The organism is Nocardia crassostreae, from assembly GCF_001613405.1.
Lineage (GTDB): Bacteria > Actinomycetota > Actinomycetes > Mycobacteriales > Mycobacteriaceae > Nocardia > Nocardia crassostreae.
Genome location: NZ_BDCH01000011.1, coordinates 24,825 through 51,311 on the forward strand (window position 1 = coordinate 24,825; position 26,487 = coordinate 51,311).

The window sequence follows — 26,487 nt, forward strand, 5'->3', positions numbered from 1 at the left end:
GGTCCCCCGCGAACCTCGGCACCCGGCGCAGCACCCCTCAGTTCCGCGTTTCCGGCGAGTCGCAGATGCCTCTGCGCTAGCGTCATTCGCAGCTCATGGGCGGTATTGTCCGAGGATCCGGAGAAAAGGGGGTGGTTGCGTTGGCCATGCCGGTGTCGAAGGAAGACAATTCGGGTATGCACGTTCCCGACTCCGACCACTGGACTGCGGCCGATCTCGATCATCTTCCTGAGAACGGACTCCGACACGAGGTCCTGAATGGTCAGCTCGTCGTGAACGCCGCACCGAAGCTGCGCCACCAGGTCGTTGTCAATGCATTGCAGCGCGCGATCGAGGCGGTGCTACCGGCTGAGTATTATGCGATTCCGGGCGTTGGAATTCTGATCGGCGAGGACGAGCCGATTCCGGACATTGTTGTCGGTACCGGAACCATCCCCTTGGACGATCGCGGGATTGCGGCCGCTCAGATCGCCCTGGCCCTCGAGGTGGTGTCTCAATCGACGACCTTGACCGATCGCATGCTCAAGCCGGTTCTCTATGCGGAGGCTGGTATTCGCAACTACTGGCGCATCGAAACGAACCGGTTCAAGGGACAGCTGCCGGGGGAGTTGTTGCCTGTGCTGTTCGGCTACGAGCTCGGCGAGGAGGGCGAGTACGAACTCGTGCACCGCGTGTCCTCCGGCAATAAAGTCGGGCTCAGCAGTCCCTTCGACTTCACGATCGATCCCGGGGATCTGTTGCCCGGCGAATGACGGTGGCCCTTCATCTTGTCGGCGGGGTGGAATCGAGTGAGTACCAAGGGTGTTCGGCCACGGCGCGCCAGGCCATATCCCACGGAAACAGGTGCAGGTGGTTCGAGCCTGTCCCGGGTTCGTGCAGTTTGTAGACGTCGTCAATCCCAGCGGCAGGGTGTCGGAGATACCCGCCGCTCACTTCGCCAGTGAGTTGGTGGTCAGCGGAGCCGCGATCATGGCGTCGGCCGCGGAAATGCTGTACAGGGTTTCGCGGACGGCGGGATGCAGCCGGGTTTGCCGAGGTGATGCGGATCAGTGGATCTGTCTATCCAGCATGGGGATTCAGGGCTACTTGCACGTAGTGAGTTCGTGGGGAGCGAATTCGGGTAGCGCACTACTGGGGTCGGATCAGAGGCGAGCACGCAGGGTGGAGGGGTGGATCAGATACTTTATTGGAATGCGGTGGCGCTCGAGTCGGACCGCATCGCGCATACCGAGATCAAGACCGTTGAGCGGGGGGTGCGGGGGCCGGTTGGGAGTTCTCGGGCGCTCGCTATTGTGCATTTGGCTATGCACGATGCTTATTTCAGCATTATTGGGGCGGAGCACGGGACTTGGTTGAGTAGTCCGCCGGTGGCGTCCAATGGGGCTTCGTTCGAGGCGGCCATCGAGGTCGCGGCGCATACCGTATTGACGGCTTTGTATCCGGCGCAAACGGCTCGGTTGGACAAGGCGTTGCGGGAGGCCGGGTTACACGGGCCGGGAACGGGGCGGGGTGGGGCGCATGGGCAGGCCGTGGGGGCAGCGGTGCTGAAGGCGCGGAAGGGGGATCCCGGGGTGGACGATCAGGGGTATGTGCCGGATGTGGGGGCGCCCAATCATCGGCCGGATCCGGTTAATTCGAAGCAGGGGTACTATGCGCCGCGGTATGGGGCGCGGGCTCGGTGTTTCGCTGTGACCAGCAGGTATACGCTCGATTCGCCGCCCAAGGGGAATGATCCGCGGTATCTGGCGGCGCTGCGGGAGGTGCGGGGGAAAGGGATCGGGGCCGAATCGGCGGCGGGGTTGCCCGCGGGGTTCGCCACGCGCACCGCTCGGGAGATGCTGATAGGGATTTTCTGGGCTTATGACGGGGCCAAACAGTTGGGGACGCCGCCGCGGTTCTACAACCAGATCGTGCGGGAACTCGCGATTGCCCGGGGGAATGGGATCGAGCGGAATGCACGGCTGTTCGCGCTGGTCAATACCGCGCTCGCGGATGCCGGAATCCTTTGCTGGGATGACAAATACCGGCACAACCTGTGGCGGCCGGTGCTCGGAATCCGGGAGTACGACCAGTCCTTGGGGCCGGATCCGAGTCCGGGGCACGGACTCGATCCGGATTGCGATCCTTTCTGGCAGCCGCACGGCGCGCCGCGCAGCAATGAGATCGCCTTCAACTTCACGCCGCCGTTTCCGGCCTACCCGTCCGGGCACGCCACCTTCGGCGCGGCAGACTTGCAGATGACCCGGCGCTTCTATGGCGTGCACGCCGATGGGCCGGACAACCTCGCCGACGGAATGGGTTTCTTCTCCGATGAACTCAATGGCGTCACCTCCGACAACTACGGGGTGGTGCGGCCCAGGCACGGCCGGAAATTCCCGAAAGGCTTGTGGCAGATGATGGAGGAGAACGGTCGCAGCCGGGTATTCCTGGGCGTGCACTGGTCTTTCGACGCGTTCGCCACCAACCCCTCCGGCGGAATGGACCTGTCGCAGAACATCGGCGGCGTACGCCTGGGCCGGGATATCGCCAACAATCTGTGGATCAATGGACTGAAACAGGCTGCGGGCGCCGAGCCGAGGCTGCCGTGAACCCGGCGGCGACCACGGAGAGATCCACCGCCCCGGCCATGGCGCGATGGCCCGCGTCATTGAGATACATACCGTCACTGTCGAATTCGGGCCGAGTGAAGTCGGGCCGCTCCGGATCCTCCACGGCGGCAGCCACATCGAACACGGCGTCGAAGACATCGGTGGCGCGCAGCCAGGCATTCACCTCGCGGCGCACCGGAATGCCCTCGGCCACATTCAATCCCGGATAGATCGCACCGCCGAACGGCCCGATGGTGTTCACATAGATCGGCAGGCCCGCCGCATGCGCCAACCGCGCCAGCTCGATGTACCCGGCGATCATGTCCGCGGCGGACGCGGTGGTCTCGGCCAGGATCAGATCATTGATTCCGAAGTTGGCCCACACGGCCGCGACCCCGGGCACCGACAGCACATCCCGCTCGAACCGCCCCAGCCCGTGCACCCCGATCTCATCGGTCAGCAAACGATTCCCGCCGATGCCTTGATTCACCGCCCACCCGTGCGCCAGCAGCTCATTGACCACATCCACCGACCGCCGGTTCGCACCGTGCGTCGAACCCACCCCCTCGAACCAGGAGTCACCGAAAGCGACCAGCACCGGAACCTCGGCGTCGACGAGGACGTCGATCCCGGTCAGGAAGAAACGCGAGGTGATCTCCTCGGCGTCGGGCAGGGCAGCGTCGCCCGTCCGATCGCCGCTCGCGATCCAGCCGGTCTCCACCGGCAGCTGCGCGAAGGCCGGAAAACCGGTCCGCTCCGGCAGATACAGGCTCACCGCGAGTTCCGTGCCCGCCGGAACGGACAGTGCAATCGGATCGCTGACAATATCGCCCCCGGCCGCGACCGTGGTCCGCGCGGACCCGTCGAACAGCACCTCGGTATCCGTCCCGGCCGCGATGGCGCTCCCGTCCGCTCGCACCGCAATGCGCAGCGCACCGATGACGAGTTCCTCGGCCGAGTGCCGATTGGTCAGCCGCACCCGCAGCGCGGATCCGCCGCCCGCCACCCGCGCCACCTGTCGGATGGTCTCGTCGCCGAAGCCGCGCGGCTCGGCCAGCCGGATCTCCTCGGCCGGATTCACCAGCGGCGCACGAAAACCCGCCACCCAGTGCCGCTGTGTCGTCATCGGAACCTCCATTTAGTTGCTGCGAGGAATATTGCGATGGCAAAAACATACACCAGCTGTTCCGCGTGTCAACTATCCGCAGTGAAAACGCTTGGTTTACGCTGGTCACCGTGGATCACAAGCATCTCTTCGACGACCCCCGCCTGACCGCCGTCGGCATCCTCTTCGAGGCCCACGCCGGGGTGCTCGCCCGCCTCGAACCGACTTGGAAGGCCAACGGTCTCTCCGGTCTCGACCTGAATGCCCTGATGCGCCTGAGCCGTTCGCCCGGCCGCAAACTGCGCATGACCGACCTGGCCGTGCAGACCAGCCTCTCCACCAGCGGCGTCACCCGCCTGGTCGACCGCCTGGAACGCAATGGCTTCGTCCGCCGCGAACCCGACCCCGCCGACCGGCGCAGCTCCTATGCCGTGCTCACCGCGGCCGGGGCGACCCGGGTGGCCCGCATCCTGCCCGCGTATCTGGAGGCCGTGGAGCAGTGGTTCACCGGCCTGTTCACCCCCGCTCAGCTCGACGATCTGATCGCCGCCCTGCGCCTGGTCCGCGATACCACCAATCCCGAGGCCACCCACATCTCGGACTGAGTCAGCGCGTGGCCCGGTCCAGCCGGGCGGCGAGCTCGCGGACCCGCTCGACGAGCTCCGGCGGCTCCTCGACATGGAACTCGAAGCCGAAAACGCCTATGTAGAAGGCGAGTTCATCGAGCGAATTGGCGCCGGTGTGCAGCACGCAGGTGTTCTCGTCGATGGTCTCGACGGCTCCCACGGTGGGTGCGATGCGCTCGGCGGCCCGCTGCGCGGAGGTGTGCAGGACGACGCGGGCATGATAGCGGTAGGGGGCAGACGAGATGGCCTGGGAAACAAAGGAAAAAAGATCACCGGTAGGGCCTTCGCGAGGGGCGAAGCGGGGACCGGTGGGCGTCTTCGGGGTGAGGCGGTCCACCCGATAGGTGCGCCAATCCGCGCGGTTCACATCCCAGGCGATGAGATACCACCGGCGGCCGGTGTGGACGAGCTTGTGGGGTTCGGCGGTGCGGCGGGTGTCGTCGCCGGTATGCGAGCGGTAGTCGAACCGCAGCCGGTGCCGATCGCGGATGGCCGCCGCTATGGCGGTGAGGGTTTCGGGATCCACCACCGGACCGCCCGCGGGCATGGCGACCGTGGCCGATTGCAGGGCGGACACCCGGTGCCGCAGTCGCGACGGCAGCACCTGCTCGAGTTTGGCCAGAGCGCGCAGCGAACTCTCCTCGATCCCGGCAATGGTGCCGCCCGCCGCCGTGCGCAGGCCCATGGCCACGGCGACCGCCTCGTAGTCGTCGAGCAGCAGCGGCGGCAGTTGTGCGCCCGCGCCCAGCCGGTACCCGGCCGCACCCGCGACGGCGTGTACGGGATAGCCGAGAGTGCGGAGCTTCTCGATATCGCGGCGCACCGTGCGGATATCGACCTCGAGGCGTTCGGCCAGGTCCGCACCCGTCCAGTCGCGCGGGGTCTGCAAGAGCGACAGCAGCTTGAGCAGGCGGGCCGAAGTTTCCAACATGAAAGAAATTCTGCCCTAGAGCTAGGGCAATAGTCGTCCTAGGCGCTCCCTACCGTAGATGACATGAGCACCGAGATCACTCCCTTCCGGATCGACATTCCTCAGCAGCAGCTCGACGACCTCCGCTCGCGCCTGGACGGCGCGCGCCTGCCCGCACCGCTGCCCGGCGACGACTGGGACACCGGTGTCCCGGTGCACTGGCTGCGCGAGCTGGTGGACTACTGGCGCACCGAATACGACTGGCGCGCAGCCGAAGCCGAACTGAACCGCTATCCACAATTCACTACCGAGATCGACGGGCAGCGCATCTACTTCCTGCACGTGCGCTCGCCCGAGGAGACCGCCACACCGCTGCTGCTCACCCACGGCTGGCCGGGCTCGGTCGTCGAATTCCTGGACATCATCGGCCCGCTGAGCGATCCGCGGGCGCACGGCGGAGATCCGGCGGATGCCTTCCACCTGGTGATTCCCGCGCTGCCGGGCTTCGGATTCTCCAGTCCGGTCGCCGATTCGGGGTGGACCACCGACCGGATCGGCCGGGCCTGGGCCGAGCTCATGAACCGGCTGGGATATGAGCGCTACGGCGTCCAGGGCGGGGATATCGGCGCGTCGGTGAGTCCCGAGGTCGCCCGGACCGCGCCGGATCGGGTGATCGGCGTGCACACTAATGGCGGGCCCGCGCCCATCCCGCATCCGCCGCTGCCGGAGGACGAGTTGGCCGCGCTCACCGAGGTCGAACGCGATCGGGTGCGGCGCATCGAAGCCTTCATGCGGGAGGAGTTCGGGTACATCGCCATCCAGTCCACGCGACCGCAGGCCCTGGCGTACGGGCTGGTGGACTCGCCGGTCGGGCAGCTCGCCTGGATCATGGACAAGTTCCGGGAGTGGACGCATCCGCGAAACGTCCTCCCGGACAAGATCATCGACCGCGACCGGCTACTGACGAACGTGATGATCTACTGGTTGACCGGTACCGCGGGATCTGCGGCCTATGTGGGCTACGCCCAGCGCGGCGCATGGGGCGAGTTGCCCGCCAACTCGGGAGTGCCCACCGGCGTCATCGCCTTCGCGCACGATATCGGGATCCGGCGCTATGCCGAGCAGGCCAATACCATCACCCATTGGGTGGATGTGGATCGCGGCGGGCACTTCGCGGCTCTGGAGGAGCCGGAACTGCTGGTCGCCGATGTGCGGGAGTTCTTCCGCTCGCTTCGTTGAGGTTCTTGGATCACGGCGTGCGGTTCGCGAATTCGCCAGCCGCACGCCATGACTCACGCTCGGCCGCGAATGCCTCGGCCTGCCCGGCTCGGAACTCCGCGATGGAGTCGGCATTGTCGGCGAGGAACGTCCGGTAATCGGCCAGCTTGAACTCGCCCTCCTCGGACTGTAGTTCACCGCGTCCGGCCGCGAAATCGGCGCGCATGTCCGCGAGTTCCTCGGTACTCACCGGATACCAGCTGATCCGATCGAAATACCGCAGCAGCCAGGGATCTTCGCCCACCCCGGAGGATGCGTGATTCCACACCTGCGTGGTGCGGCCGACGAACTGGTAGCCGCCCGGACCCTCCATGCCGTAGATGCACAGGTACGCTCCGCCGATGCCGACCGCGTTCTCCGGAGTCCAGGTGCGGGCCGGGTTGTATTTGGTGGCGACCAGACGATGCCGGGGATCGATGGGTGTGGCCACCGGCGCGCCCAGATAGACGTCGCCAAGGCCGAGCACCAGGTACTCGGCGGCGAAGACGGTATCGAAAACATCATCTACAGTGGCCAATCCGTTCACCCGGCGAATGAACTCGATATTCCACGGGCACCACGGCGCATCGGCGCGCACGCCGTGCATATAGCGGGTGATGGCCTCGCGCGTGGCCGGATCGTCCCACGACAGCGGCATGCGCACGGTCCGGCTGGGCACCACCAGTTCATCGGCCGAGGGGAGTCCGGTCTCGACTTCGCCGAGCAGATCCAAGAGTTTTCCGGTGGGCAGCCTGTCCGGGTCGGTGCGGACCTGAAGGGAGCGCACCCCCGGGGTGAGCTCGGTGACGCCCGGCTCTGAGCGCTCCAGCAGCGCCTGGTGCAAGGCGTGCACTCGGGCTCGCAGCTCCAAATCCAATGTCATATCGCCGTACTCGATGAGCACGCCGTCATTGCCCGCCCGGCGATACGTGACGGCGGTGTCCGCGCCCTCCCGGCGCGCCAGCACACCGTCGTCCCCATCGCCCCCGGAGGACAGCACGGTGGGGAACGAGCCTCGGCGTTCCGCGCCCACCGCCCGCAACGAGGCGGCCCGATCGGCGCGCACCGGAACGAACCGCACGCTGTCGCCGGGCGTGAGCTGCCCCAGTTTCCAGCGATCCGCAGCCACCACCGTGACCGGACAGACGAACCCGCCCAGACTTGGCCCGTCCGGCCCCAGCAGAATCGGCGTATCCCCGGTGAAGTCCAGCGCCCCAACGGAATACGCCGTGTCATGAATATTCGACGGGTGCAGCCCCGCCTCCCCGCCATCGGCCCGCGCCCACCCCGGCTTCGGCCCGATCAACCGCACCCCGGTCCGATCGGAGTTGAAGTGCACCTCGTACTCGGTCCGGACAATGGTGTCGAAATCTTTGCGTGTGAAGAACTCCGGCGCACCGTGCGGCCCCTCGGTCACCGCGAGTTCCCACCGCCGCGTCAGCACCGGCTGATCGTCGCCGGTGACACCCGCCGTCACCCGACCGGGTATCCCGAGAGCCAGCACATCCTCGGCGGCCAGCGCACGTCCGGTACCGCCACCGAACTTCCCGAGCGTGAAAGTCGCCCGACTGCCCAAATATTCGGGAACCTCGATCCCACCCGCTACCAGGACGTAGCAGCGCATCCCCGGCCCGCGCACCGCACCGACATCGAGCACACCTCCCGCGGGCACCAGCACACTCCGCCACTGCCGCACCGCTTTCCCGTTCACGGTGACCGGCACCGGCGCACCGGTCACACACACCCAGGTGGGCCTGTCGAACCGCAGCGAAGGCCCGCCCAGCGTGCACTCCAGCCCCGCCGCCCCCTCGGCATTCCCGAGCGCCCGATTCCCCAGCCGGAAGGACAAATCATCCATCGGCCCCGAAGGCGGCACCCCCACATGCCAATACCCCACCCGCCCAGGCCAATCCTGCACCGTCGTCTGCATACCCGGCCGCAGAACGGTGATCGATGCCATGGGAACCGCTTCCTCCGCGACCAGCGGCTCGGGTAGGACGGCGGTCATCGAGTCACCACCATGCGGACCGGGGTGGGGTCGAAGCCGTTGCAGGGGTTGTTGATCTGGGGACAGTTGGAGATCAGGACGAGGGTGTCGATATCGGCGCGGAGGGTGATCTTCTTGCCGGGGGCGGAGAGGCCGTCGACTATGCCGAGGGTGCCGTCGGGCTCCACGGGGACGTTCATGAACCAGTTGATATTGGAGACCAGGCCGCGTTTGCCGAGGCCCCATTTCATGCCTTCGGCGAGGAAGTTCTCCACGCAGGCGTGCTGGTGGCGGGTGTGGTGTCCGTAGTGGAGGGTGTTGGATTCCTGGGAGCAGGCGCCCGCAACGGTGTCGTGGTTGCCGACTTCGTCGGCGACGACGGTCATGAGGCGGGTTCCGTTGTCGGTCAGCAGGATGCTGCCCGTGGTCAGGAAGATATTGCGCTGGGCGGTGACAGTGGCCTGGGCGCTGTAGCGGTCGGTGTGGTCGGCGGCCGAGTACAGCAGGCAGTCGACGGCTTGATTGCCGTGCAGGTCGATGATCTCCAGCTGTTCACCGGCGTGTACCACGGCCGACCAGGGGGCGCGGGCGGGGACGGTCTCGTCGCGGAGGATGGCGCGGGTGATCATGCGAGGGCCTCCGGAGTGCGGGCGTGCCAATCGGTTTCGGTGTTCTCCACGGCGCGCAGGTACTCCGGATCGGAATTGTGCGCGAGGGTGAGATCGCCGGGGGCGGACCAGGCGACGACATCGAGATCCGTTGGGGGAGTGGGGTCGAGCGGGTGCTCGGCATTGGCGATGAGCAGGGTGACCGGCAGGTGGACGAGCAGTTCGACCGTCCCGCCCGGACCGGAACCGCCGGTGGCGATGAGCCCGCCGTCCGCCTCGACACGCACCCCGCGGAAGAACGAGACGGACGGCCCGATATCCCGGGGTTCGAGGCCCTGTTTGGCGCCCGCCATACGCAGCCGCGCGCGGGCGTCGTCCGACGGGCCGCACAGCGCGTCGTGGTGGCCGGAGGAATCCGCGACGACGGTGGCGAGAATGCGGCCCTGATCCGACAGCAGCGGATGCCCCGTGCCCAGATACGCCTGCCACGGCACCTTCACCGTATCTGCCACATTGAGCCGCTCCCAGGAGGATTCGGCCCGCAGGAGCAGCACGTGCGCACAGGCCGCGCCGTCCGGATCCGACAGCCGGACCCGCGTGTCCCGGCCGAGCACGACATTGGCATAACCACCGGCCGGAAGCCGCCGCGCGAATGTGATTCGCGCGGCGGCGAGGCCGCCGGCAGCACCGGCTCGCTGATCGTGGCGGCGGCCGCCTGCGATCTCGCGTGCGCCCGTGCGCCACCGGTGTCGGCGGTGTTCGTCATCGAAACTCCTTCCGTTCGCCGCCGTCCGGCGGCCGGGATTCGTGGACGGGTGTCGTATCGGCCGGTGCCGCTCAGGTGGGTTCGGTCGCGGGCGCGGCCTGTTCGGCCGGATCGGGCAGCGCGGCGACCGGCGCGGGCACGGCGGCGGGCCGCAGCAGCAGCACCGTCAGGAAGGCGACTATCGAGGCCGCGAAGGCAATGAAGGTCGGCCAGCCGTTGAAACTCGGTCCCACCAGCGAATTTTCAATGTAGAGCAGCGAGTTCTCGGCCCCGTACACCGTCGGAGTCAGAGCGAACAGCACCAGCCGGGTGCCGATTCCGGCAATGATCGCCGCGGCCGCCGCGGCGGTGGTGATCCGGGTGGTGAGATGCGCTGCCACGAACGGCACGATCAGCCCGGCCAGCATGAGATCGAAGGCCAGCGTCAGCAGAATGCCGGTCTGCGGGACCTTGATGGCGAACAGGATCGCCACCGCCACAACCGGAATCATGGTGATGCGCACGGTGCGCAGCAGGGTGTCGCGCCCGGCGGTATCGGTGTGCCGGGTCCGGCCCGCCACATTCCGGGTGGCCACCGAGGCGGTGCCGAGAATCGCGCCATTGGCCGTCGAACAGGAGGCCGCCACAATGGCCGCCAGCACCAGAATGGCCAGCCCGGCGGGCGCCTTGTCGGCGAGCAGGCGCAGCAGCACCGGCCCGTCGCCGTCGCCGAGCAGATCGGCGATCGACAGCGCGACCAGCGCATACGGCACCCCGACCAGGGCGGTGCCCGCGGCGGCGACGAAGCAGGCGCGGCGAGCGGTCTCGGGCGAGCGCGCCGAGAAGATGCGCTGCATGAAGTCGATGGCCACGATATCGCCGATGCCCAGGGAGATGAGCGTCGCCCAATTGATCGGCGCAACTTCGGAACTGTTCGTCAACTGTCCGAAGTCGAAGGGGCCCATGCCGTCCGGAGTATGAAGGCCGGAGGTGTTCGCCACCCAGATGAGCAGGGCCGCCGAGCCGATGACGGTGATCACCATCTGCGCCAGCGCGGTGTAGGAATCGCTGAACATGCCGCCGGTGACGGTGTAGGTCAGCACGATTGCCACGATGAGCACCACGCCCGCCTAGTACGGCACATACAGGAAGCGCTCGAAGATATAGCCGCCCGCCACCAGATTGCCCGCCAGCAGAATGCAGAAGCTGAAGATCATCAGCAGCGACGAGCTGAGCTCGATGCTGCGGCCGTATTTGATGCGGAAGAAATCGGGCAGGGTCAGCAGCCCCATGCGATTCATCGGCGCGGCGAAGAAGATGCCCGTAATGAGCAGGCACAGACCGAGACCCAGCGGTAGCGACGCACCGGCCCAGAAGCCGAGCGAGCTCGCCAGATCGGTGTTTCCGAGGGTGGCATTGGAGTCCACGGCCTGACCCATGAGCCCGGCGGCGACCAGTGGCAGGGCCAGGGAGCGACCGGCCACCAGGAAGTTGGTGCTGTCGCCGTCCACCTTGCGGGCGACCAGCAAGCCGATGGCGATGACAGCGACCACGCTGACGGTGATTCCAGTGATGATCATGGCCGCACCGGTTCCTGCGCGGCGGATCGGGGGCGGGGTTTCGGCGGGGTGGATAGTCGGACGGCCATGAGAACCTCTACCAGGCGGAGCAAATACCTATCGATTGAAAGTTTTGCTGTCGTGATCGCATGGGCGATGACGGCGATGTATCCGTCGGATGGCCCGCCGTAACTTCTGCATTGCCACTATTTCTGTCGAATGACAGAAAACGCACAGCGGGTTGGGAGGGCCTGTGACCAGCTCGGTTGCCGGGCCCGCGGCGGGCGTAGGACAGAATGAAGCCGTGACTCGAGTCGGACCCGGACGTCCTCGCATCGAACCCCGCCGCCGCGAGGGGACGACGCCGCGCGCCGAGATTCTCGACGCCGCCGCGGAGCTGTTCACCGAGAAGGGCTACGGCAGCACCTCGACGCGCATGATCGCCGACGCGGTGGGCATCCGGCAGGCGTCGCTGTATCACCACTTCGGAGCGAAGGACGATATCCTCGACGCGCTGCTCGCCGGAACCATCAGCGCGCCATTGGAATTGGCGGAGCGGCTGGCCGGATCCGGGGCGCCGGCGGCGGTGCGGCTCTACGCGCTGGCCTGGTTCGACGTGAGCCAGCTCTGCGCCGCGCGGTGGAATCTGGGTGCGCTCTACCTGCTGCCGGAACTGCGCACCGAGCGGTTCGCGGCCTTCCGCGAGCGCCGCGACGAGTTGCGCCGCCACTATGAGACATTGGCGGCGGCGGTCATGGCCGAGGCCGGGGGACCGCGGTGCCGGGCGCGGAACTGCTGCCGTTCCGCGTGGTCGAATCGGTGATCAATATCCGATCCGACGAAGGGGCCGCGCCGGATTACGCCGAACAGCTCCTGCCCGACGCGATATTGCGGCTGCTCGGCTGGTCCGCAGACCTGGGCCGAACCCGGGCAGCCGCAATCGAACTCGCTTCCTAGCTCTTGCCCTTCGCGGTGCCCCACTTGAGATTCCAGCGGTAGGCCTGGTCGACGGCCAGTTTGCCCCAGTAGCGGTGCCCGTCCGGCGGTCGCACGAACACTCCCTCGCGCCGGACCACCAGCTCGCCATTGATGTTCTCGATCAGCGCCAGCACCATTTCCCGCGAATCATCGACGCAGCCACTGACCCCCATCTCGATGGGCGGCGAATTGCGCGGGTAGAGCGTGGCGGTGGCGTGCACGCCGCGGAAGTCCTGCGCGCCCTCGTAGAGCGAGGCGAAAACCAGGATGCGCTTGAACTTGGCGGTGTGATCGAGATTGATGGACAGGTTCTCACCCGAGGTGCTGGCGCCGGTGCGATCGTCCTGATCCAGCTCGATGAACGGCGCACGGTACAGATTGCCGAAGGTGTCGAGCGGACTGATGCTGCCCTTGGTGCCGTCGGACAGCTCCCAGAAGCAGCACAGATCCAGATCCAGACCGCCATTGCCGCCGCGCTTGCGGCCGAACAGGCCGTGTGACGCGCCGGGGACCGACCAGTTCAGGTTGACGCGCATGATGCCGCCGGTCGCGCCCTGCTTGGTCAGCGAGACCGAGGGGGCTTCCTTGGTCAGCGAGATCTTGCCCAGATTGACCGGCGGGGTGGCCGCCGGGGCGGGAGCCTGCTGGAAAGGGTTCGGCGGAACGGGATTCGGGGCCTGCTGATAGGGCTGCGCCGGAGGCTGCTGGTAGCCCTGCTGCGGCGGATAGCCCGGCGGGGGCGGCGGCGGGTAGCCGCCCTGGGCGTACTGGCCGGGCGGCGGCGTCGGCGCGTAGTTGGGCGGCGGTGCGTACTGGCCCGGCGGAGTCGGGAACTGCTGGCCCGGCGGGGGCGCGAACTGCTGCTGCGGCGGCGGGGTGTAGCCCTGCGGCGGAGCGTAATTCGGCTGCGGGGGCGCGGTGTAGGCGGGCTGCTGCGGCTGCGGCGGCGCGGTGTGTGACGGCTGCGGCGCCGGGGCGTCGTCGACCGTGATACCGAAATCGGTTGCCAGGCCAGCTAATCCGGAGGCATAGCCCTGGCCGACCGCGCGGAACTTCCAGGCGCCCTGACGGCGGTACAGCTCACCGAGCACGTAGGCGGTCTCCGAGGACGCGTCGGTGGGATCGAAGCGCGCCAGCTCCACACCGGACTGCGCATCCACCACGCGCACGTGCAGGCCCTGGAACTGGGCGAAGGTGCCCCCGTCCGCGGACGTCGCGATGACGATGGTCTCGATCTGCGGTTCCACCTGCGTCAGCTGCACCGACAGCGCGTCCACGACCTGCGGCCCCTGCCGCTTGCCCTCGTGCCGCACCGCCCCCGAGGCGTGCGCGGGCTGGTTGTAGAAGACGAAATCCGCATCCGACCGAACCCTGCCGTTGACCAGCAGCAGCGCCGAGGCATCGGCATCCGGACCTGATTGCCACCCCAGTTCGACCCGAACCGCAGACGCCGCCACCGGTACGTTCGAACCCTTCATCATCGACACGCACACAAACGTAACCGATTCGGACACCCGCTGTCTGCGGGCTGCGCGGGGTCCGACGCGCTGTGCCCGGATGGAACCGGTTCGAATACTGGACCGTAGACTGAAACAGGTTTGTGGCATATGTCTGGCTAACGTGCGAGCGGGAGCGACGAATGACCGAATCAGAGCACGACACGACCGCCGAACTCTGGCGCAAGCGCTGGATCACGCTGGCAGTGCTGGCGCTCGGCCTGTCAATGGTGGTGCTGGACGGCACCATCGTCGCCGTCTCGCTGCCGGTAATCATCGCCGATCTGCAGTTGAGTTTCACTCAGGCGCAATGGATCACCAGTGTGTACGCGGTGGTGCTGGCGGCGTTGCTGATCACCAGCGGGCGGCTCGGGGACCGGCTGGGGCGGCGCAATGTCTTCGCGCTCGGCGTGGTGATATTCCTGGTCGGCAGTGTGCTCGCGGCCTCCGCCACCAGCGCCTGGCCGCTCATCTGGGGTCGCATCGTGCAGGGCGTCGGCGCGGCCGGTGTGATGCCGGGGACGCTCGCGACCATGAACGCCCTGTTCCGCGGGCGGGACCGGATCATCGCCTTCGCCATCTGGGGATCGGTCATCTCCGGCGTGGCCGCCATCGGCCCGCTGCTCGGCGGCTGGCTCACCACCTACTTCACCTGGCCGTGGATCTTCCTGGTCAATATTCCCCTCGGTGCGCTGGTGCTCGTGGGGCTGTTCCTGTTCGTGCGGGAGACCCGCATGGGCAAGGCCGCGCCGGGCCTCGATATGGACGGATTCCTGCTCAGCGCGGCCGGTTTCGCACTGCTGGTGTTCGCGCTCATCGAAGGCTCGACCTACGGCTGGTGGACGCCGCTGCGGGAGTTCCCCATGCCCGGCTTCACCTGGTCGGCGGATGCGCCCATCTCCCCGATCCCGGTCTTCCTGGCGCTCGGCGCGCTCGCGCTGGCGGTCTTCATCCGCTGGGAGAAGCACCGCATCCTGATCGGCAGATCGGCGCTGCTCGACCCGGCGCTGTTCAAGATCCCCAGTTTCCGGTGGGGCAATATCACCGCCTTCGCGGTGGCGCTCGGTGAATTCGGCCTGCTGTTCGTGCTGCCGCTGTTCATGGTCAATGTGCTCGGATTGTCCACGCTGGGAGCGGGTTACGTGCTCGCCGCCATGGCGGTGGGCGCCTTCCTCGCGGCCGGTGTCGCCGAAGGTCTGGTGCGCAGGTACGGGCCGGTGCGCGTGGTGCAGATCGGCCTCGGCCTGGAAGCGGTCGCCATCGCGCTGGCCGCGCTGTTCGTCACGCCGCACATCTCCGGCTGGTGGCTGGCGTTGCTGCTGGTCGGCTACGGCATCGGCCTGGGCATGGCGTCGGCCCAGCTGACCGGCACCGTACTGGCCGATGTGCCCGCCGCGGCCTCCGGTATGGGCTCCGCCACCCAGAGCACCGTCCGCCAGGTCGGCTCGGCCTTCGGTACGGCCCTGGTCGGCGCCCTTCTCTCGGTCGCCCTCGGCAACGATCTGCCCAAACGCCTCGACGAGGTGCCGGACCTGCCGCAGCCCTCCGCCGACACGCTGGCCACCGCCACCCGGGAGTCCGCCGGTGGCGCCATCAGCGGGCTGCGCGAACACGGGGCCGCCGAAGCGATCATCGACGCGCTCTGCCGTGGATTCACCGACGCCACCCGCATCCCGTACCGCCCGGGCACCGCCGTGACCGATACCGCCGATACGTCCGATACGAAGGAATAGCGCGGGGAGACAGCGCTATTCGTCGATCAGGCCGAGCTCGTGGAGGCGCTCGAAGACGAGCAGTGAACCCAGGGCGACATGCGGCATGGCCCGGTACTCGCCCAGGGTGAACCAGCGCAGTTCGGCGATCTCGCCGGAGGGGGTGGGATCGTCGGTGAGTTCGCCGAGGAAGGCGGTCATGTGCAGGCGGGTGCCCGGGGCGTGGCCGTAGGCTTCGGCCTCGAAGATGCCGAGCCGCGAGACCGCGGTGGTGCCGACGCCCAGTTCCTCCCGGATCTCCCGGTGCAGGGCGACTTCGGGGGTTTCCCCGGGATCGATCTTGCCGCCCGCCATGTAGAAGACGTCCTTGCCCGCCGAGCGGGTCTGCAGCAGACGGCGATCGCGGACATGAGCCAGAGCAGCTGTGCGAATCACCCCGCCCACATTAGCCAGGGGTCAGCGGGCCGGTGGAGCCAGCCGCCAGTGCTGCTGCAGGGCCGCGGCGATCTCCGGGAGCACCGTCACCGGAATGCGCTTCTGCCGCAGTAGGGCCCGGATCTCATTGACCTGCTCGCGCTTGCGGTGGTCGTAGGCGTTCGCGATCGGCCGCACCACCGGCGGAATCGACAGCAGCACCAATTCCCCGTGCGGCTCCGCCCCGCCATTGAGATCCAGCGCCAGCGACCACCGCGCCTTCTCGTCCAGCGCGAACCGCCCCACCACCACCCGATCCCATTCGATCGCGTCGGCATGCCAGGGCGTGCGCCGCACGATCGACCGCTCGGTCAGCACCACCCCGTCCCGCCCGAACAGCAGGAACAGCAATGTCATCCCCGCCGCCACGCCCAGCAGCAGCCCGGTGAACACCCGATTCAGCCCGAAGCCCGCCACCACCGCCGCGCAGACGAGCACCGTGGTGAGGAAGCCTGCCACCCCGTACCACGCGGCACGCCGTCCGGGCACCACGCCCGCCCGCACCGCCGTCATGCCGCGCGCACCATCATCGAACCGCCTCCCGCCTACGTGCTGCGCGTCACCGTACCGCCCGGTGGGCTATGCCTCCAGCGGTACCGCGGCTTCGGCGGTGTACACCAGGAAGGTCAGGCTCTCCTGGAAGTACAGCTGCACGGATTCGGCATCGTGGGCGAGGTAGCCGATGGAGAGGTCCTGGCCGACCTGGAGATCGAAGTCGCCGCCGCGGGTGGACAGGACGAAGGCGCCGTCTATGGCCGGGGCCCAGATGATCTCGCCGTCGATGAGGCGTTCGATATGGGTACGAATGGGGTGGCCGTGATCGGAGGTCTCGCTGACCGCGGTGTACAGGTCGGCGGAGAGCAGGACCGAGTACGGGCCGTCCACACCGGCCAGGCGCAGCTTGGACAGGGCCTGGGCCACGGCCTCGGGGGTCAGGCGCGGATCGCCGGGCAGTTTGACCGGTTCGCACGTGGTGGCGGCGCGGATACCGGTGATCCCCGCGGCCGGATAGCCCTCGAAGATGGCGCGGTCCTCGGCGAAGGCGATCTTCTTGGCGGCATCCTTGACCGCGTCCAGATCGGTGTCGCGGGCACCGCGCTCGACATTGTCGAGTTCCTGGCGGGACAGAATGAAGGGGACGCGCAACTCCACCAGCGGGACCACGATGCGCTGACTGGCCAGCACGCCCTCACCGGGTGAGGCGATGATCTGGGTGCGGCCCAGGCCGACGGCATTGAAATCCGCGCCGTGCGGGCCGGATACGTCGACCACGCGGCGACCGGCGATGTGCCGCTTGAAGGTTCGGGTCGCCTCCTCCTCGATGGCCGCCCAGGCCTCGGAGGTGATCGGCGCGAGTTCGCGGTGGAGGTTGTTCATTCATTTGCTCCTTTTCAACGTGCCGATACCGAGAGAACCCGTGGGGACAACGCCGTTCGTGTCCGGAAATTCCTGGACCTCCGCCGCCGGGGCGTCCGGCAGGGCGTCGAAGAAGCCCGCGGGCGGGGTGAAGAACAGGGTGCCGGTGACGGCCGTGGAAAAATCCAGGATCCGGTCGTAGGCCGCCTCGTCACTGCCGAGAAACATGCGCTCCAGCATCTTCTCCGGCACGGCCGGGCTGGCGGCGTAGGCGATGTAATAGGTGCCGAACTCGCCGTCCTTGACGCTGCCGAAGGGCATATTGGCGCGCACGATCTGGCCGTTCTCGTCCTGATCGTTCACGGCCACATGGGAATTCAGCGGCTTCTCGGCCTCCGGCAGCTCGAAGTCGTCGAGTTTCGTACGGCCGATGACCTTTTCCTGCTCCGCGGTGGACAGGGCCTTCCAATCGGTCAGCGGGTGGAGGTACTTCTGCACGATGACGTAACTGCCGCCGCCGAATTCGGCATCCTCGTCCCCGATGACCCCGGCCTGCGCGGCCAGTTTCCCCTCGGGATTCTCGGTGCCGTCCACGAATCCGAGCAGATCCCGCTGCTCGAAATATCGGAAGCCCACCGTCTGGTCGACGATCGTGGCCGCCCCGGCCAGCCTTTCCCCGATGGCCATCGCCAATTCGAAACAGGCGTCCTGGGTTTCGGCCTTGATGTGGAAGAGCAGGTCGCCCGGCGTCACCGGCGCTTCGTGCTTCGCGCCCCGGTAGCCCGGAAATTCGTGCAGTTCAGCGGGTTTCGGTCCGGCGAAGAGCCGATCCCAGGCGGCGGAGCCGATACTGGCGATGCAGGCCAGACCCGCGCCGGGCACCCGGAAGCCAATGGATCGGCGCAGGCCGGGCAGGTCTGCGAGTAAATCACGCACCGCCGTCTCGCCACCCTCGTCGACGGTGGCGACGAGGAAGATCGCGGCGGGTGTCAGTGGATCGAGGAACGGCTGCGGTTCACCCATGTGCCCCAGCCTAGAACTCGGTCCGGACCGACCGGTCTATCAGGTAACCCTGTGTCTGCTGCTACTTGGCGACGGTCAGCAGGAACGCCACATCGTCGATGGCCTTCACGCTGTGCCGGGCATTGGGGACGACCAGCAGGTCACCGGCCGATCCCTTCCACTCGTTGGCGCCGCTGATGAGGGTGAGCACGCCGCTGAGCACGATCATGGTCGCCTCGCCCGGATTCTCGTGCTCGGCCAGCGTATGACCGGCTGTGAGAGCGATCACCGTTTGCCGCAGGCTGTGCGCGTGGCCTCCGTAGATGGTCACCGAACTGCGCCCGCTCGAGGCGGTGGCGGCCAGCTTCAGTTGCTGACGGGCGACCGCGGTCAGCGATTTCTTGTCCATGGACTGCCTTTCGCCGGAGTATCCGTGAGTATGCCGGACGGCCATGGGCACGATCGCCTATTTCAGCGCTTCGTTATCGGGCTTACCTCGTATAACGAAGGAACCGGTATTTCAACCCCGTCGAGGACTGTTGCCACGGTGCGTCGGGCGCTTGCCATTCCGGGCCGATGACGGGTGCGTAGCAGTCGCCCGCAATATCCGCGCCCACCTCGGTCACTCGCAGTTCGGTCGCGAAAGGCATTGCCGCCCGGTAGATTTCCCCGCCGCCCATGATCCATACCGGATCGTCGCCGGTGATTTGCAGCGCCTCGGCCAAGGATCCGGCCCGTTCCGCGCCCTCGGCAGACCAGTCCGTTTGCCGGGTCACGACGATATTGCGGCGGCCCTCCATGGGACGGAAACGCGCGGGCAGCGAATCCCAGGTGCGCCGTCCCATCACCACCGGATGCCCCAGGGTGACTTCCTTGAAGTAGGCCATATCCTCGGGAATCCGCCAGGGAATGGCATTGTCGAGCCCGATCACCCCCGCCGCGGTCTGGGCCCAGATGAGCCCGACCGTGCGGCCCGATCCGCTCACACCGCCACCGCGGCCTTGATGGCCGGATGATGCTGGTAGCCCACGATTTCCACATCCTCGTAGGCGTAGTCGAACAGCGAGGGCGCGGGCCGCAGCCGCAACTCCGGGAACGGATACGGCTCCCGGCTCAGCTGCTCGCGCACCTGCTCGACGTGATTGTCGTAGATGTGGCAGTCGCCGCCGGTCCAGATGAACTCACCGGGCAGCAGTTCGGTCTGCTGCGCGACCATATGCGTCAGCAGCGCATAGCTGGCGATATTGAACGGCACGCCCAGGAACAGATCGGCGCTGCGCTGATACAGCTGGCAGCTCAGTTTGCCGTCGGCCACGTAGAACTGGAAGAAGGCGTGGCACGGGGCCAGCGCCATGCGATCCAATTCGGCCACGTTCCACGCCGAGACGATGATGCGCCGCGAATCCGGATCTGTGCGCAGCGTCTGCAGCACCTGCGAGATCTGATCGATGTGGGTGCCGTCCGGCGTCGGCCAGGACCGCCACTGCACGCCGTAGACCGGGCCCAGATCGCCATTGCGGTCGGCCCACTCGTCCCAGATGGTGACGCCGTGCTCCCGCAGCCACTTCACATTGGAATCGCCGCGCAGGAACCACAGCAGCTCGTAGACGATGGGCTTCAGATGCACCTTCTTGGTGGTGATCAGCGGGAAGCCCCGGGACAGGTCGTAGCGCAGCTGATGCCCGAAGACGCTGCGGGTGCCGGTGCCCGTGCGATCCGCTTTCGGGGTACCGGAATCCAGTACCAGCCGCAACAGGTCCTCGTATTGGGTGTCGGGGGTCGGGCTCTGGGTATCGCGAGGTGCGCTGTCCACGCCTGGTTAGCTTACGCACCGTGCGGAAGCTCTTCGTGATCGGAATCGGCGCCGGTGATCCGGACCAGGTGACGGTGCAGGCCATCAAGGCCATGCGCCGGGTGGACGTGTTCTTCGTCATCGGCAAGGGCGCCGAGAAACAAGAGCTCGTGGACGTGCGCGCCACCCTCCTGGCGGAGTACGCCGACCAGCCGCACCGGGTGGTGGAGATCGCCGACCCGCCGCGGGACCGGACCGTGCCGGGCACCGGTGCGGACGCCGCCTATCAGGGCGTGGTGACCGATTGGCACGAGCGGCGCGCCGAAATCCTGGAGCGGGCCTTCGCCGGAACCGAGGGCGTGGGCGGCATTCTCGTCTGGGGTGATCCGGCGCTCTACGACAGCACCCTGCGCATGGTGGAGCGGGTGCTCGAACGCGGCCGCTCGAACTTCGACTACGAGGTGATTCCGGGTATCACCAGCGTGCAGTCCCTGGCCGCGGCGCATCGCATGGTGCTGCACGAGATCGGCGAGCCGGTGCACATCACCACCGGGCGCAGGATTCGCGAGGACGGCGTGGCCGCCGGGCAGTCCACGCTGGTCATGTTGGACGGCGACTGCTCGTTCACCCAGGTCCCCGGCGACGACCTGTACATCTGGTGGGGCGCGTACCTCGGCATGCCCGACGAGGTGATCGTGGAGGGCCCGCTGCGCGTCGTCGAACAGCGCATCGTGCGCAGGCGCGCGGCCCTGCGCGAAAGCAAGGGCTGGATCATGGACATCTACCTGCTGCGCCGCACCGCCGACCGAGAGTGAGCGCGTTTCGGTGCCCAGCGGGTGTCGGGGCTGGTCGGTAGTGTGGGGCTGTGCCTGAGCTACCGGAAATCGTGGCGCTCGAGCAATTTCTGGCCGAGCACGCGGTGGGCGCCGTCGTGGGGCGTATCGATGTGGCGGCGCTGAGCGTGCTGAAAACCTTCGATCCGCCGGTGACGGCGCTGTCCGGGCGCGATGTGACCGGGGTGGGGCACTGGGGCAAACACCTCGGACTCGATTGCGACGGGCTGTGGTTGATCACCCACCTGTCCCGGGCCGGATGGCTGCGCTGGATCGACGAACCGGGCGCGGCGCCGCCGAAACCGGGTAAGGGGCCGCTCGCCCTGCGGGTGCACCTGTTCACCCCGGAGGGCGCGACACCGGCCTTCGATCTCACCGAGGCGGGGACCAAGAAGCGGCTGGCGGTCTGGATCGTGGCCGATCCGCTCTCGGTGCCGAGCATTGCCCGACTGGGGCCCGATGCCATGGCGGTCAGCGAAACCGAATTCGCCGAACTGCTGCACGGGACATCGCAGCGGGTGAAGAACGCGCTGACCGATCAGACCGTGCTGGCAGGCATCGGCAATGCGTACTCCGACGAAATTCTGCACACGGCCAAGCTCTCGCCGTTCGCCAATGCCTCGACCCTGGACGCGGAGCAGCTGGCCCGGCTGTTCTCGGCCATGCGCGCCACGCTCTCCGATGCCATCGAACGCTCGGTGGGCGAGGACGCCGCGCGGCTCAAGGCCGAAAAGCGTTCCGGTATGCGGGTGCACGGCCGGACCGGGGAAACCTGCCCGGTCTGTGGCGATACCGTGCGCGAAGTCGCCTACGCGGACAAGTCCTTCCAGTACTGCCCCACCTGCCAGACCGGCGGCAAGATTCTCGCCGACCGCCGGATGTCGCGGCTGCTCAAATGATCAGACCAGTGCGGGCAGCTGGATTCCCTGCCAGGCCAGGCGCTTTTCCTTGTCCGGGTCTTACTCCACGCGCGGCGGATAGTCGATGATCAGCGTGGCGCGCCTGTCCTCGGTATAGGCGGGCCAGGACGGCAGCGGCGCGCCGGTGCGGGCGAAGGACAGCCAATTGTCCTGGAATTGGCGGGTCACCGAGCGGAAGCCGCGGCGGCCGCCCGCGACGGTGAGCGCCCGGCCGATCGGGGTGTCGGTGGCGCCGAAGACCGGAATCAGATCCAGGGCGTGGGTCGCGCCGAAGCCCGCGAGATGCACTGCGCGCGGGGCGAAGTCGAAGCGGTAGGCGTAGGTGGGCGCGTGCTGGCCGTGCGCGGCCATGACCGTGGTGCACGGGCGGAAGAAGGTGAAGTCGCCGCCCATGCGGACGGCCACCTTGGCGTCGGGGAACCCGGGATAGGCGGCGATCACCCGGGATTCCACCTCCGCGCCCGCCTGCTGGAGGATGCGGCGAATGCGAGCCGGGGTGGTGGCCAGCACATCGTCGAAACGGGTGAACAGCGTGCCCTCGTCGCGATTGGAGCCGATGATGAGCGGCACCTGGTGCGCGGTGCCGGACAGGAAGGCATCGACGGGGGATTTGGGCAGGAAATCGCCGTCGATGTGCGGCGCCGCGGGGAACAGGCCCGGCTGATAGCGCAGCACATCCTGGATCGCGCGGTCCCCGGCGCGGCGAATATCGTTCGGGGCGGCCGTGAGCAGGGCCGCGGCGGCTTCGCCGGGGGCGGCGCCGAGGCGCTCGACGCAGCGCTGGGCGAAGAGTTTGGCATCGGCGGGGGAGGTGCCCCAATCGGCGGGCGGGCTCTGTGAGATGCCGCGATGGAAGAGTCCGGCGGCGGCCGGGGTGGCGAAGAGCGCGAGTACGGCGTGCGCACCGGCGGATTCGCCGAAGAGGGTGACATTGCCGGGATCACCGCCGAAGGCGGCGATATTGCGCCGTACCCATTCCAGCGCCGCCACCTGATCGCGCAGGCCCAGATTCGAGTCGAATCGATGTGCGGGCGTGGAGAATTCCCCGAAATCGACGTATCCGAACGCGCCCAGCCGGTAGTTGACCGACACCACGATCACATCGCCCAGCGCGGCCAGCCGCGCACCGGAGTACAGGCCGAGCGCGGACGTCCCGATGATGTATCCGCCGCCGTGAATGAACACCATGACCGGCCGGGGTTTCGCCGAATGCCGGTTCGGCACGGTGACATTCAGCGTCAGGCAATCCTCGCCGGTCGGCTGCTCGGTCCGCATGCCGATGCGCGCTCCGGTGCGATGCTGCATGGCCGCGAAACCGAATTCGGTGGCATCGCGCACGCCGCGCCACGGCCGCACCGGTTGCGGTGCGCGGAATCTGAGCTCGCCCACCGGGGGAGCCGCGAAAGGAATGGACCGCCAGCGTGAGACGCGGCGGCCCCGAGAACCTCGGACGACACCGTCGGAGGTCGTGATATCAACCGTAGCCACTGTCCCGCCTCCCCGCGACTTTGGCGCACGGCTGAGTGCCGTCGGGGTTGGGCACGCGTGCCGCCGGTTGCGATGTTTCTGGATTTCGAGCGTACCCGGTGAGTTACCCGGGCCTTACGAAATCAGTCGTCGCTTTGGCATATGCCAGCGGCTTACTGTAAATACCCCTCGACCTGCCGGGCGGTATTCGGCTGGGCTTCGTCGGGATTGCGGCCCTGGTCCATGCGGGCGCGGCGCTGGCGCAGCAGATCCCAGCACTGATCCAGCATGATCTCGAGTTCGGCGAGCTGGCGGCGTTCGGCCTCCGGGTCGATCTCGCCCTTGGTGGTCTTGGAGCGCAGCTCGTGCTCCTGGTCGACCAGGGTCTTGATGCGCGCGAGGATGTCCTGTTCGCTCATGCGGTCGAGTCTACGACCCGGCTCAGCGCATCCCCGGCCAACCGGACGGCGCGCGGCAGCTCCGCCCGGGGCAGCGCGGCGTATCCGAGGGCGATGCCGAAGGTGTGTCGCGGGCCGATGTGATGGCGGCCCAGACCGTCCAGATAGACGCCCAGTTCGCGGGCCAGGGCGATGGCCCGGTCCTCGCGCGCCTGGGAATCCAGCACGACGGCCACATGGGATCCGGCGTCGTCGCCGAGCACGTCGAGTCCGCGCCCGCGCAGCTCGTCGACCACGACCGCCCGGCGCAGCGGCATCTCCCGGCGCAGGCGGCGCAGATGCCGGGAGAGATCGCCGTGGCGGGCCAGTTCGGCGACCACCTGCTGACCCGCGGCGGCCGGGCCGGTGCCGGTCAGCTCGCGGTAGTCGAGGACGGCGTCGGTGACGGCCGGGGCGGCGACCAGCCAGCCGATGCCGAGCGTCGGGGTGAGGATCTTGCTGGTGGTGCCCAGATGGACCACGAGATCCGGGGCCAGGGTCGCCAGCAGCGGCAAAGGCGCGGTGTCGTACCGCAATTCGCCGTCGTAGTCGTCCTCGATGACGAGAGCGCCGGTGCGCCGGGCGAATTCGATGAGCTCCACCCGCCGCGCCGCGGGCATGCGGGCCCCGAGCGGAAACTGATGTGCCGGAGTGCAATACACGGCCTTGGCGGTCGGCGGCAGCAGATCGACCCGCATGCCCTCCGCATCGCAGGGCACCGGAACCAGCCGCACCCCGGCCGCCCGGAACGCACCCGCCGCCCGCTGATAGCCCGGATCCTCCATGGCGATCACATCGCCCGGTTTCCACAGTGCCGCGGTGAGTTCTGCGACGGCGGAACTGGCTCCGGCGGTGGCCAGCACGGTGGTGCCGCTGCCCGCGCCCAGCCCGCGATGCCGCAGCAGATGCTCCACCACGGCCTCCCGGTACTCGGGCTCGCCCGCCCGATCCCGGCGCACCAGGGGTGTGTGATCGGAGGCGGCCCGCCAGGCCCGCCGCCACGCGGCCCGGTCCAGGGTCTCGATATTGGGGGCTCCGGATCCCAGATCCAGCAGGCCGGTCATGGGATTGGCCCGGCGCCCGGTCGCCGCCGGGGCCGCCACCGGTCGCGGTGCGGCCGTCAGATACGTACCCGAACCGTGCCGTCCGCTGAGCCAGCCCTCGGCGTGCAGCTGGTCGTAGGCGGCGGTCACCACCGTCCGGCTCACCCCGAGCCGGGCCGCCAGCTCCCGCGAGGACGGCAGCCGATCCCCGGCGCGCAGGGCTCCGGCGGCCGCCGCACCGCGCAGGCCATCGGCCACCTGCACCGCGAGCGGGGCCGCGGCGGCCCGGTCGACGGTGAACGGCAGATCATCGACCGCCACCGCCCGGTGTTCGGCTGCGCCCACGAACTGGACTCCCGATAGTTCCGAAATCCGGTCGTATCAGAATGCCACCCGCGCGAATCACTTCAGCACGGTGATCTCCGGATCGGTCACCGGCCGGTCGAGCACGGTATCCGCGCGATCGCGCAGGAACTTGTCGAACATGGCGGCCACATAGGTCCGTACCAGACTCGACCCGCGCTCGGCGGGAATCGAGCCGATGTACCTCGAGGCCGCCGACCGGGCCACGGCGGGAACCAGCAGCGGCATATCGGTGAAGTCGTAATGCGCGGCGTCGGCCAGCACCAGGTGGCGCTTCCATCCGGTGCTGTTCTGCCAGAACGCATTCAGCGACGGGTTGCCGTCGCCGACCTCTTCGATCTGCGCGCTGGTGAGTACCAGCACCGGTTCCGCGGTGCCCTCGGTGACCGACCGACCGAAGTTCTCGTCGACCCCGATCTGCCCGTCGAGATCGACCGCGGCGTCGATGCGCGGGTCGTCGTGCATGGACTCGACGGCTATGTATCCGCCCAGCGAATGTCCCACGGCGCCAATCTGTTCCAGGTCCAGGGCCGCACCGAGCCCGGTCGGCAGCGCCCGATTTCCGGCATTCGGATTCTCGCCGCGCGCCAGCCGGGTCAGCGAATCCAGGACGAACCGGAAATCGCCGAGCCGGGCGTCGGTGAACTGCTGCCGGACCTCCGGGGTCATGGCGGGAAAAGGCTTGTTCCGCACCAGTCTGCCGCCCGGGAACTCCACCACCGGCGCCTTGTAGGTGTGGTCCACGGTGACCACCACATAGCCGCGACTGGCCAATTCCTCCGCGAGGCCGGTACCGAGCAGCCGCGTCACCCCGGCACCCGGTGAGTACAGAACGACCGGGTAGCTCGCCCCGCCCAGCGCGGGCGCATCCGTATAGGAGTTGGTGAACAGCCCCGGCGCCTGGAATCCGAACTGCTGCTCCAGATCCGGAATCAGCTGCGTGGACAGATAGCGCGCCAGCGACCACTGCTCGGTGCCCGCGGCCGGATAGAACACCGACACCATCAACTCCCGCGCCCGATCCGGCTGGAACGGATCTGCACGGTCCTGGTCCAGCAGGTGCAAAGTCGTTGTCCCAACCGGCAATTCCCCGCCCGGCCGCGGCAACACGGTAACGCCGATGGGCGCGGCGGCGGTTATACCGGTACCCGCGGTGAGCGCGGCGGCGGCGCACAGCGCGGCCACGGCTAATCGAATGTGCACTGGTTCCCTCCCTAAGTGGTCTTCAA

The 26,487-nt window shown here is 67.8% G+C and carries 23 protein-coding genes and 3 pseudogenes; 8 read left to right on the top strand and 18 right to left on the bottom strand.

The annotated features are described in order from the left end of the window. Positions 1–95 precede the first annotated feature (95 nt). Together NC4_RS05625 and NC4_RS45275 are read left to right on the top strand one after the other, a co-directional pair. Positions 96–752: a Uma2 family endonuclease gene (locus NC4_RS05625; protein ID WP_245721509.1), complete on the top strand. Its 657-nt coding sequence runs from the start codon at positions 96–98 to the stop codon at positions 750–752. A 417-nt stretch (positions 753–1,169) separates the two neighbouring features. Then, entirely contained in the window at positions 1,170–2,588 is a 1,419-nt protein-coding gene (locus NC4_RS45275; protein ID WP_169814727.1) for a vanadium-dependent haloperoxidase, read from the top strand. Here the strand turns inward: NC4_RS45275 and NC4_RS05635 are convergent. Beyond that, positions 2,542–3,714: a GDSL-type esterase/lipase family protein gene (locus NC4_RS05635; RefSeq protein WP_067533826.1), complete on the bottom strand. Its 1,173-nt coding sequence runs from the start codon at positions 3,712–3,714 to the stop codon at positions 2,542–2,544. The two genes, NC4_RS45275 and NC4_RS05635, sit on opposite strands and share 47 nt — an antisense overlap. A gap of 110 nt (positions 3,715–3,824) precedes the next feature. On the opposite strand from NC4_RS05635, the gene NC4_RS05640 reads away from it, so the two are divergent. Then, the gene (locus NC4_RS05640) at positions 3,825–4,298 is read left to right on the top strand and encodes a MarR family winged helix-turn-helix transcriptional regulator (protein ID WP_067533300.1); all 474 of its coding nucleotides are present in this window, start codon (positions 3,825–3,827) and stop codon (positions 4,296–4,298) included. Position 4,299: 1 nt separating this feature from the next. On the opposite strand, the gene NC4_RS05645 is transcribed toward NC4_RS05640, so the two are convergent. Continuing rightward, positions 4,300–5,250, bottom strand: coding sequence for a helix-turn-helix transcriptional regulator (locus NC4_RS05645; protein WP_067533303.1), 951 nt, complete (start codon positions 5,248–5,250; stop codon positions 4,300–4,302). Positions 5,251–5,313: 63 nt separating this feature from the next. Between NC4_RS05645 and NC4_RS05650 the strand changes: the two genes are divergently transcribed. Then, positions 5,314–6,468, top strand: coding sequence for an epoxide hydrolase family protein (locus NC4_RS05650; protein ID WP_067533306.1), 1,155 nt, complete (start codon positions 5,314–5,316; stop codon positions 6,466–6,468). A 10-nt stretch (positions 6,469–6,478) separates the two neighbouring features. On the opposite strand, the gene NC4_RS05655 is transcribed toward NC4_RS05650, so the two are convergent. From NC4_RS05655 to NC4_RS05670, 4 genes and pseudogenes are all read right to left on the bottom strand, one after another. Next, on the bottom strand, positions 6,479–8,446 hold the full coding sequence (locus tag NC4_RS05655; protein WP_067533829.1) for a 5-oxoprolinase/urea amidolyase family protein: 1,968 nt from the start codon (positions 8,444–8,446) through the stop codon (positions 6,479–6,481). A 44-nt stretch (positions 8,447–8,490) separates the two neighbouring features. Beyond that, positions 8,491–9,102: an urea amidolyase associated protein UAAP2 gene (locus NC4_RS05660; RefSeq protein WP_067533309.1), complete on the bottom strand. Its 612-nt coding sequence runs from the start codon at positions 9,100–9,102 to the stop codon at positions 8,491–8,493. Then, positions 9,099–9,847, bottom strand: a pseudogene (locus tag NC4_RS05665) (DUF1989 domain-containing protein). Before NC4_RS05665 ends, NC4_RS05660 begins: the two are co-directional and overlap by 4 nt. Before the next feature lie 71 nt (positions 9,848–9,918). Next, a pseudogene (locus tag NC4_RS05670) lies at positions 9,919–11,406 on the bottom strand (sodium:solute symporter family transporter). Positions 11,407–11,689: 283 nt separating this feature from the next. Between NC4_RS05670 and NC4_RS05675 the strand changes: the two are divergent. After that, a pseudogene (locus NC4_RS05675) lies at positions 11,690–12,342 on the top strand (TetR/AcrR family transcriptional regulator). Here NC4_RS05675 and NC4_RS05680 read toward each other — a convergent pair. Continuing rightward, positions 12,339–13,844, bottom strand: a complete 1,506-nt coding sequence (locus NC4_RS05680) for a TerD family protein (protein WP_067533312.1) — start codon at positions 13,842–13,844, stop codon at positions 12,339–12,341. The pseudogene NC4_RS05675 and the gene NC4_RS05680 sit on opposite strands and share 4 nt — an antisense overlap. Positions 13,845–14,002: 158 nt before the next feature. On the opposite strand from NC4_RS05680, the gene NC4_RS05685 reads away from it, so the two are divergent. Continuing rightward, positions 14,003–15,592, top strand: coding sequence for an MFS transporter (locus tag NC4_RS05685; protein WP_067533315.1), 1,590 nt, complete (start codon positions 14,003–14,005; stop codon positions 15,590–15,592). 15 nt (positions 15,593–15,607) lie between these two features. Here the strand turns inward: NC4_RS05685 and NC4_RS05690 are convergent, their stop codons facing one another. From NC4_RS05690 to NC4_RS05720, 7 genes are all read right to left on the bottom strand, one after another. Further along, positions 15,608–16,006, bottom strand: a complete 399-nt coding sequence (locus NC4_RS05690; protein ID WP_157554316.1) for an NUDIX hydrolase — start codon at positions 16,004–16,006, stop codon at positions 15,608–15,610. 21 nt (positions 16,007–16,027) lie between these two features. Beyond that, entirely contained in the window at positions 16,028–16,558 is a 531-nt protein-coding gene (locus NC4_RS05695) for a hypothetical protein (RefSeq protein WP_067533321.1), read from the bottom strand. Positions 16,559–16,624: 66 nt separating this feature from the next. Further along, entirely contained in the window at positions 16,625–17,422 is a 798-nt protein-coding gene (locus NC4_RS05700; protein ID WP_067533324.1) for a family 1 encapsulin nanocompartment shell protein, read from the bottom strand. After that, positions 17,423–18,424, bottom strand: a complete 1,002-nt coding sequence (locus tag NC4_RS05705; protein ID WP_067533327.1) for a Dyp-type peroxidase — start codon at positions 18,422–18,424, stop codon at positions 17,423–17,425. Positions 18,425–18,485: 61 nt separating this feature from the next. Then, on the bottom strand, positions 18,486–18,812 hold the full coding sequence (locus tag NC4_RS05710) for a cupin domain-containing protein (RefSeq protein WP_067533330.1): 327 nt from the start codon (positions 18,810–18,812) through the stop codon (positions 18,486–18,488). An 82-nt stretch (positions 18,813–18,894) separates the two neighbouring features. Then, the gene (locus NC4_RS05715) at positions 18,895–19,389 is read right to left on the bottom strand and encodes a dihydrofolate reductase (protein WP_067533333.1); all 495 of its coding nucleotides are present in this window, start codon (positions 19,387–19,389) and stop codon (positions 18,895–18,897) included. Further along, positions 19,386–20,216, bottom strand: a complete 831-nt coding sequence (locus NC4_RS05720) for a thymidylate synthase (protein WP_067533336.1) — start codon at positions 20,214–20,216, stop codon at positions 19,386–19,388. Before NC4_RS05720 ends, NC4_RS05715 begins: the two co-directional genes overlap by 4 nt. A gap of 20 nt (positions 20,217–20,236) precedes the next feature. Here NC4_RS05720 and cobF point away from each other — a divergent pair, with 20 nt between their 5' ends. Continuing rightward, positions 20,237–21,010 carry a precorrin-6A synthase (deacetylating) gene (cobF, locus tag NC4_RS05725; RefSeq protein ID WP_067533339.1) on the top strand — a complete coding sequence of 258 codons (774 nt, stop codon included), beginning with the start codon at positions 20,237–20,239 and terminating at the stop codon, positions 21,008–21,010. 50 nt (positions 21,011–21,060) lie between these two features. After that, positions 21,061–21,927, top strand: a complete 867-nt coding sequence (locus NC4_RS05730; RefSeq protein ID WP_067533342.1) for an Fpg/Nei family DNA glycosylase — start codon at positions 21,061–21,063, stop codon at positions 21,925–21,927. Positions 21,928–21,987: 60 nt separating this feature from the next. Here the strand turns inward: NC4_RS05730 and NC4_RS05735 are convergent, their stop codons facing one another. The 4 genes from NC4_RS05735 to NC4_RS05750 form a co-directional block, all read right to left on the bottom strand. Next, entirely contained in the window at positions 21,988–23,436 is a 1,449-nt protein-coding gene (locus tag NC4_RS05735; protein ID WP_067533345.1) for a carboxylesterase/lipase family protein, read from the bottom strand. Positions 23,437–23,588: 152 nt separating this feature from the next. Beyond that, positions 23,589–23,834, bottom strand: coding sequence for a DUF2630 family protein (locus NC4_RS05740; RefSeq protein ID WP_067533348.1), 246 nt, complete (start codon positions 23,832–23,834; stop codon positions 23,589–23,591). Further along, positions 23,831–25,240: a MocR-like pyridoxine biosynthesis transcription factor PdxR gene (gene pdxR / locus NC4_RS05745; RefSeq protein WP_245721511.1), complete on the bottom strand. Its 1,410-nt coding sequence runs from the start codon at positions 25,238–25,240 to the stop codon at positions 23,831–23,833. Before pdxR ends, NC4_RS05740 begins: the two co-directional genes overlap by 4 nt. Positions 25,241–25,297: 57 nt before the next feature. Beyond that, positions 25,298–26,461 (bottom strand): alpha/beta hydrolase family protein, encoded by a 1,164-nt coding sequence (locus NC4_RS05750; RefSeq protein ID WP_169814729.1) that lies wholly within the window; start codon positions 26,459–26,461, stop codon positions 25,298–25,300. Positions 26,462–26,487 lie beyond the last annotated feature (26 nt).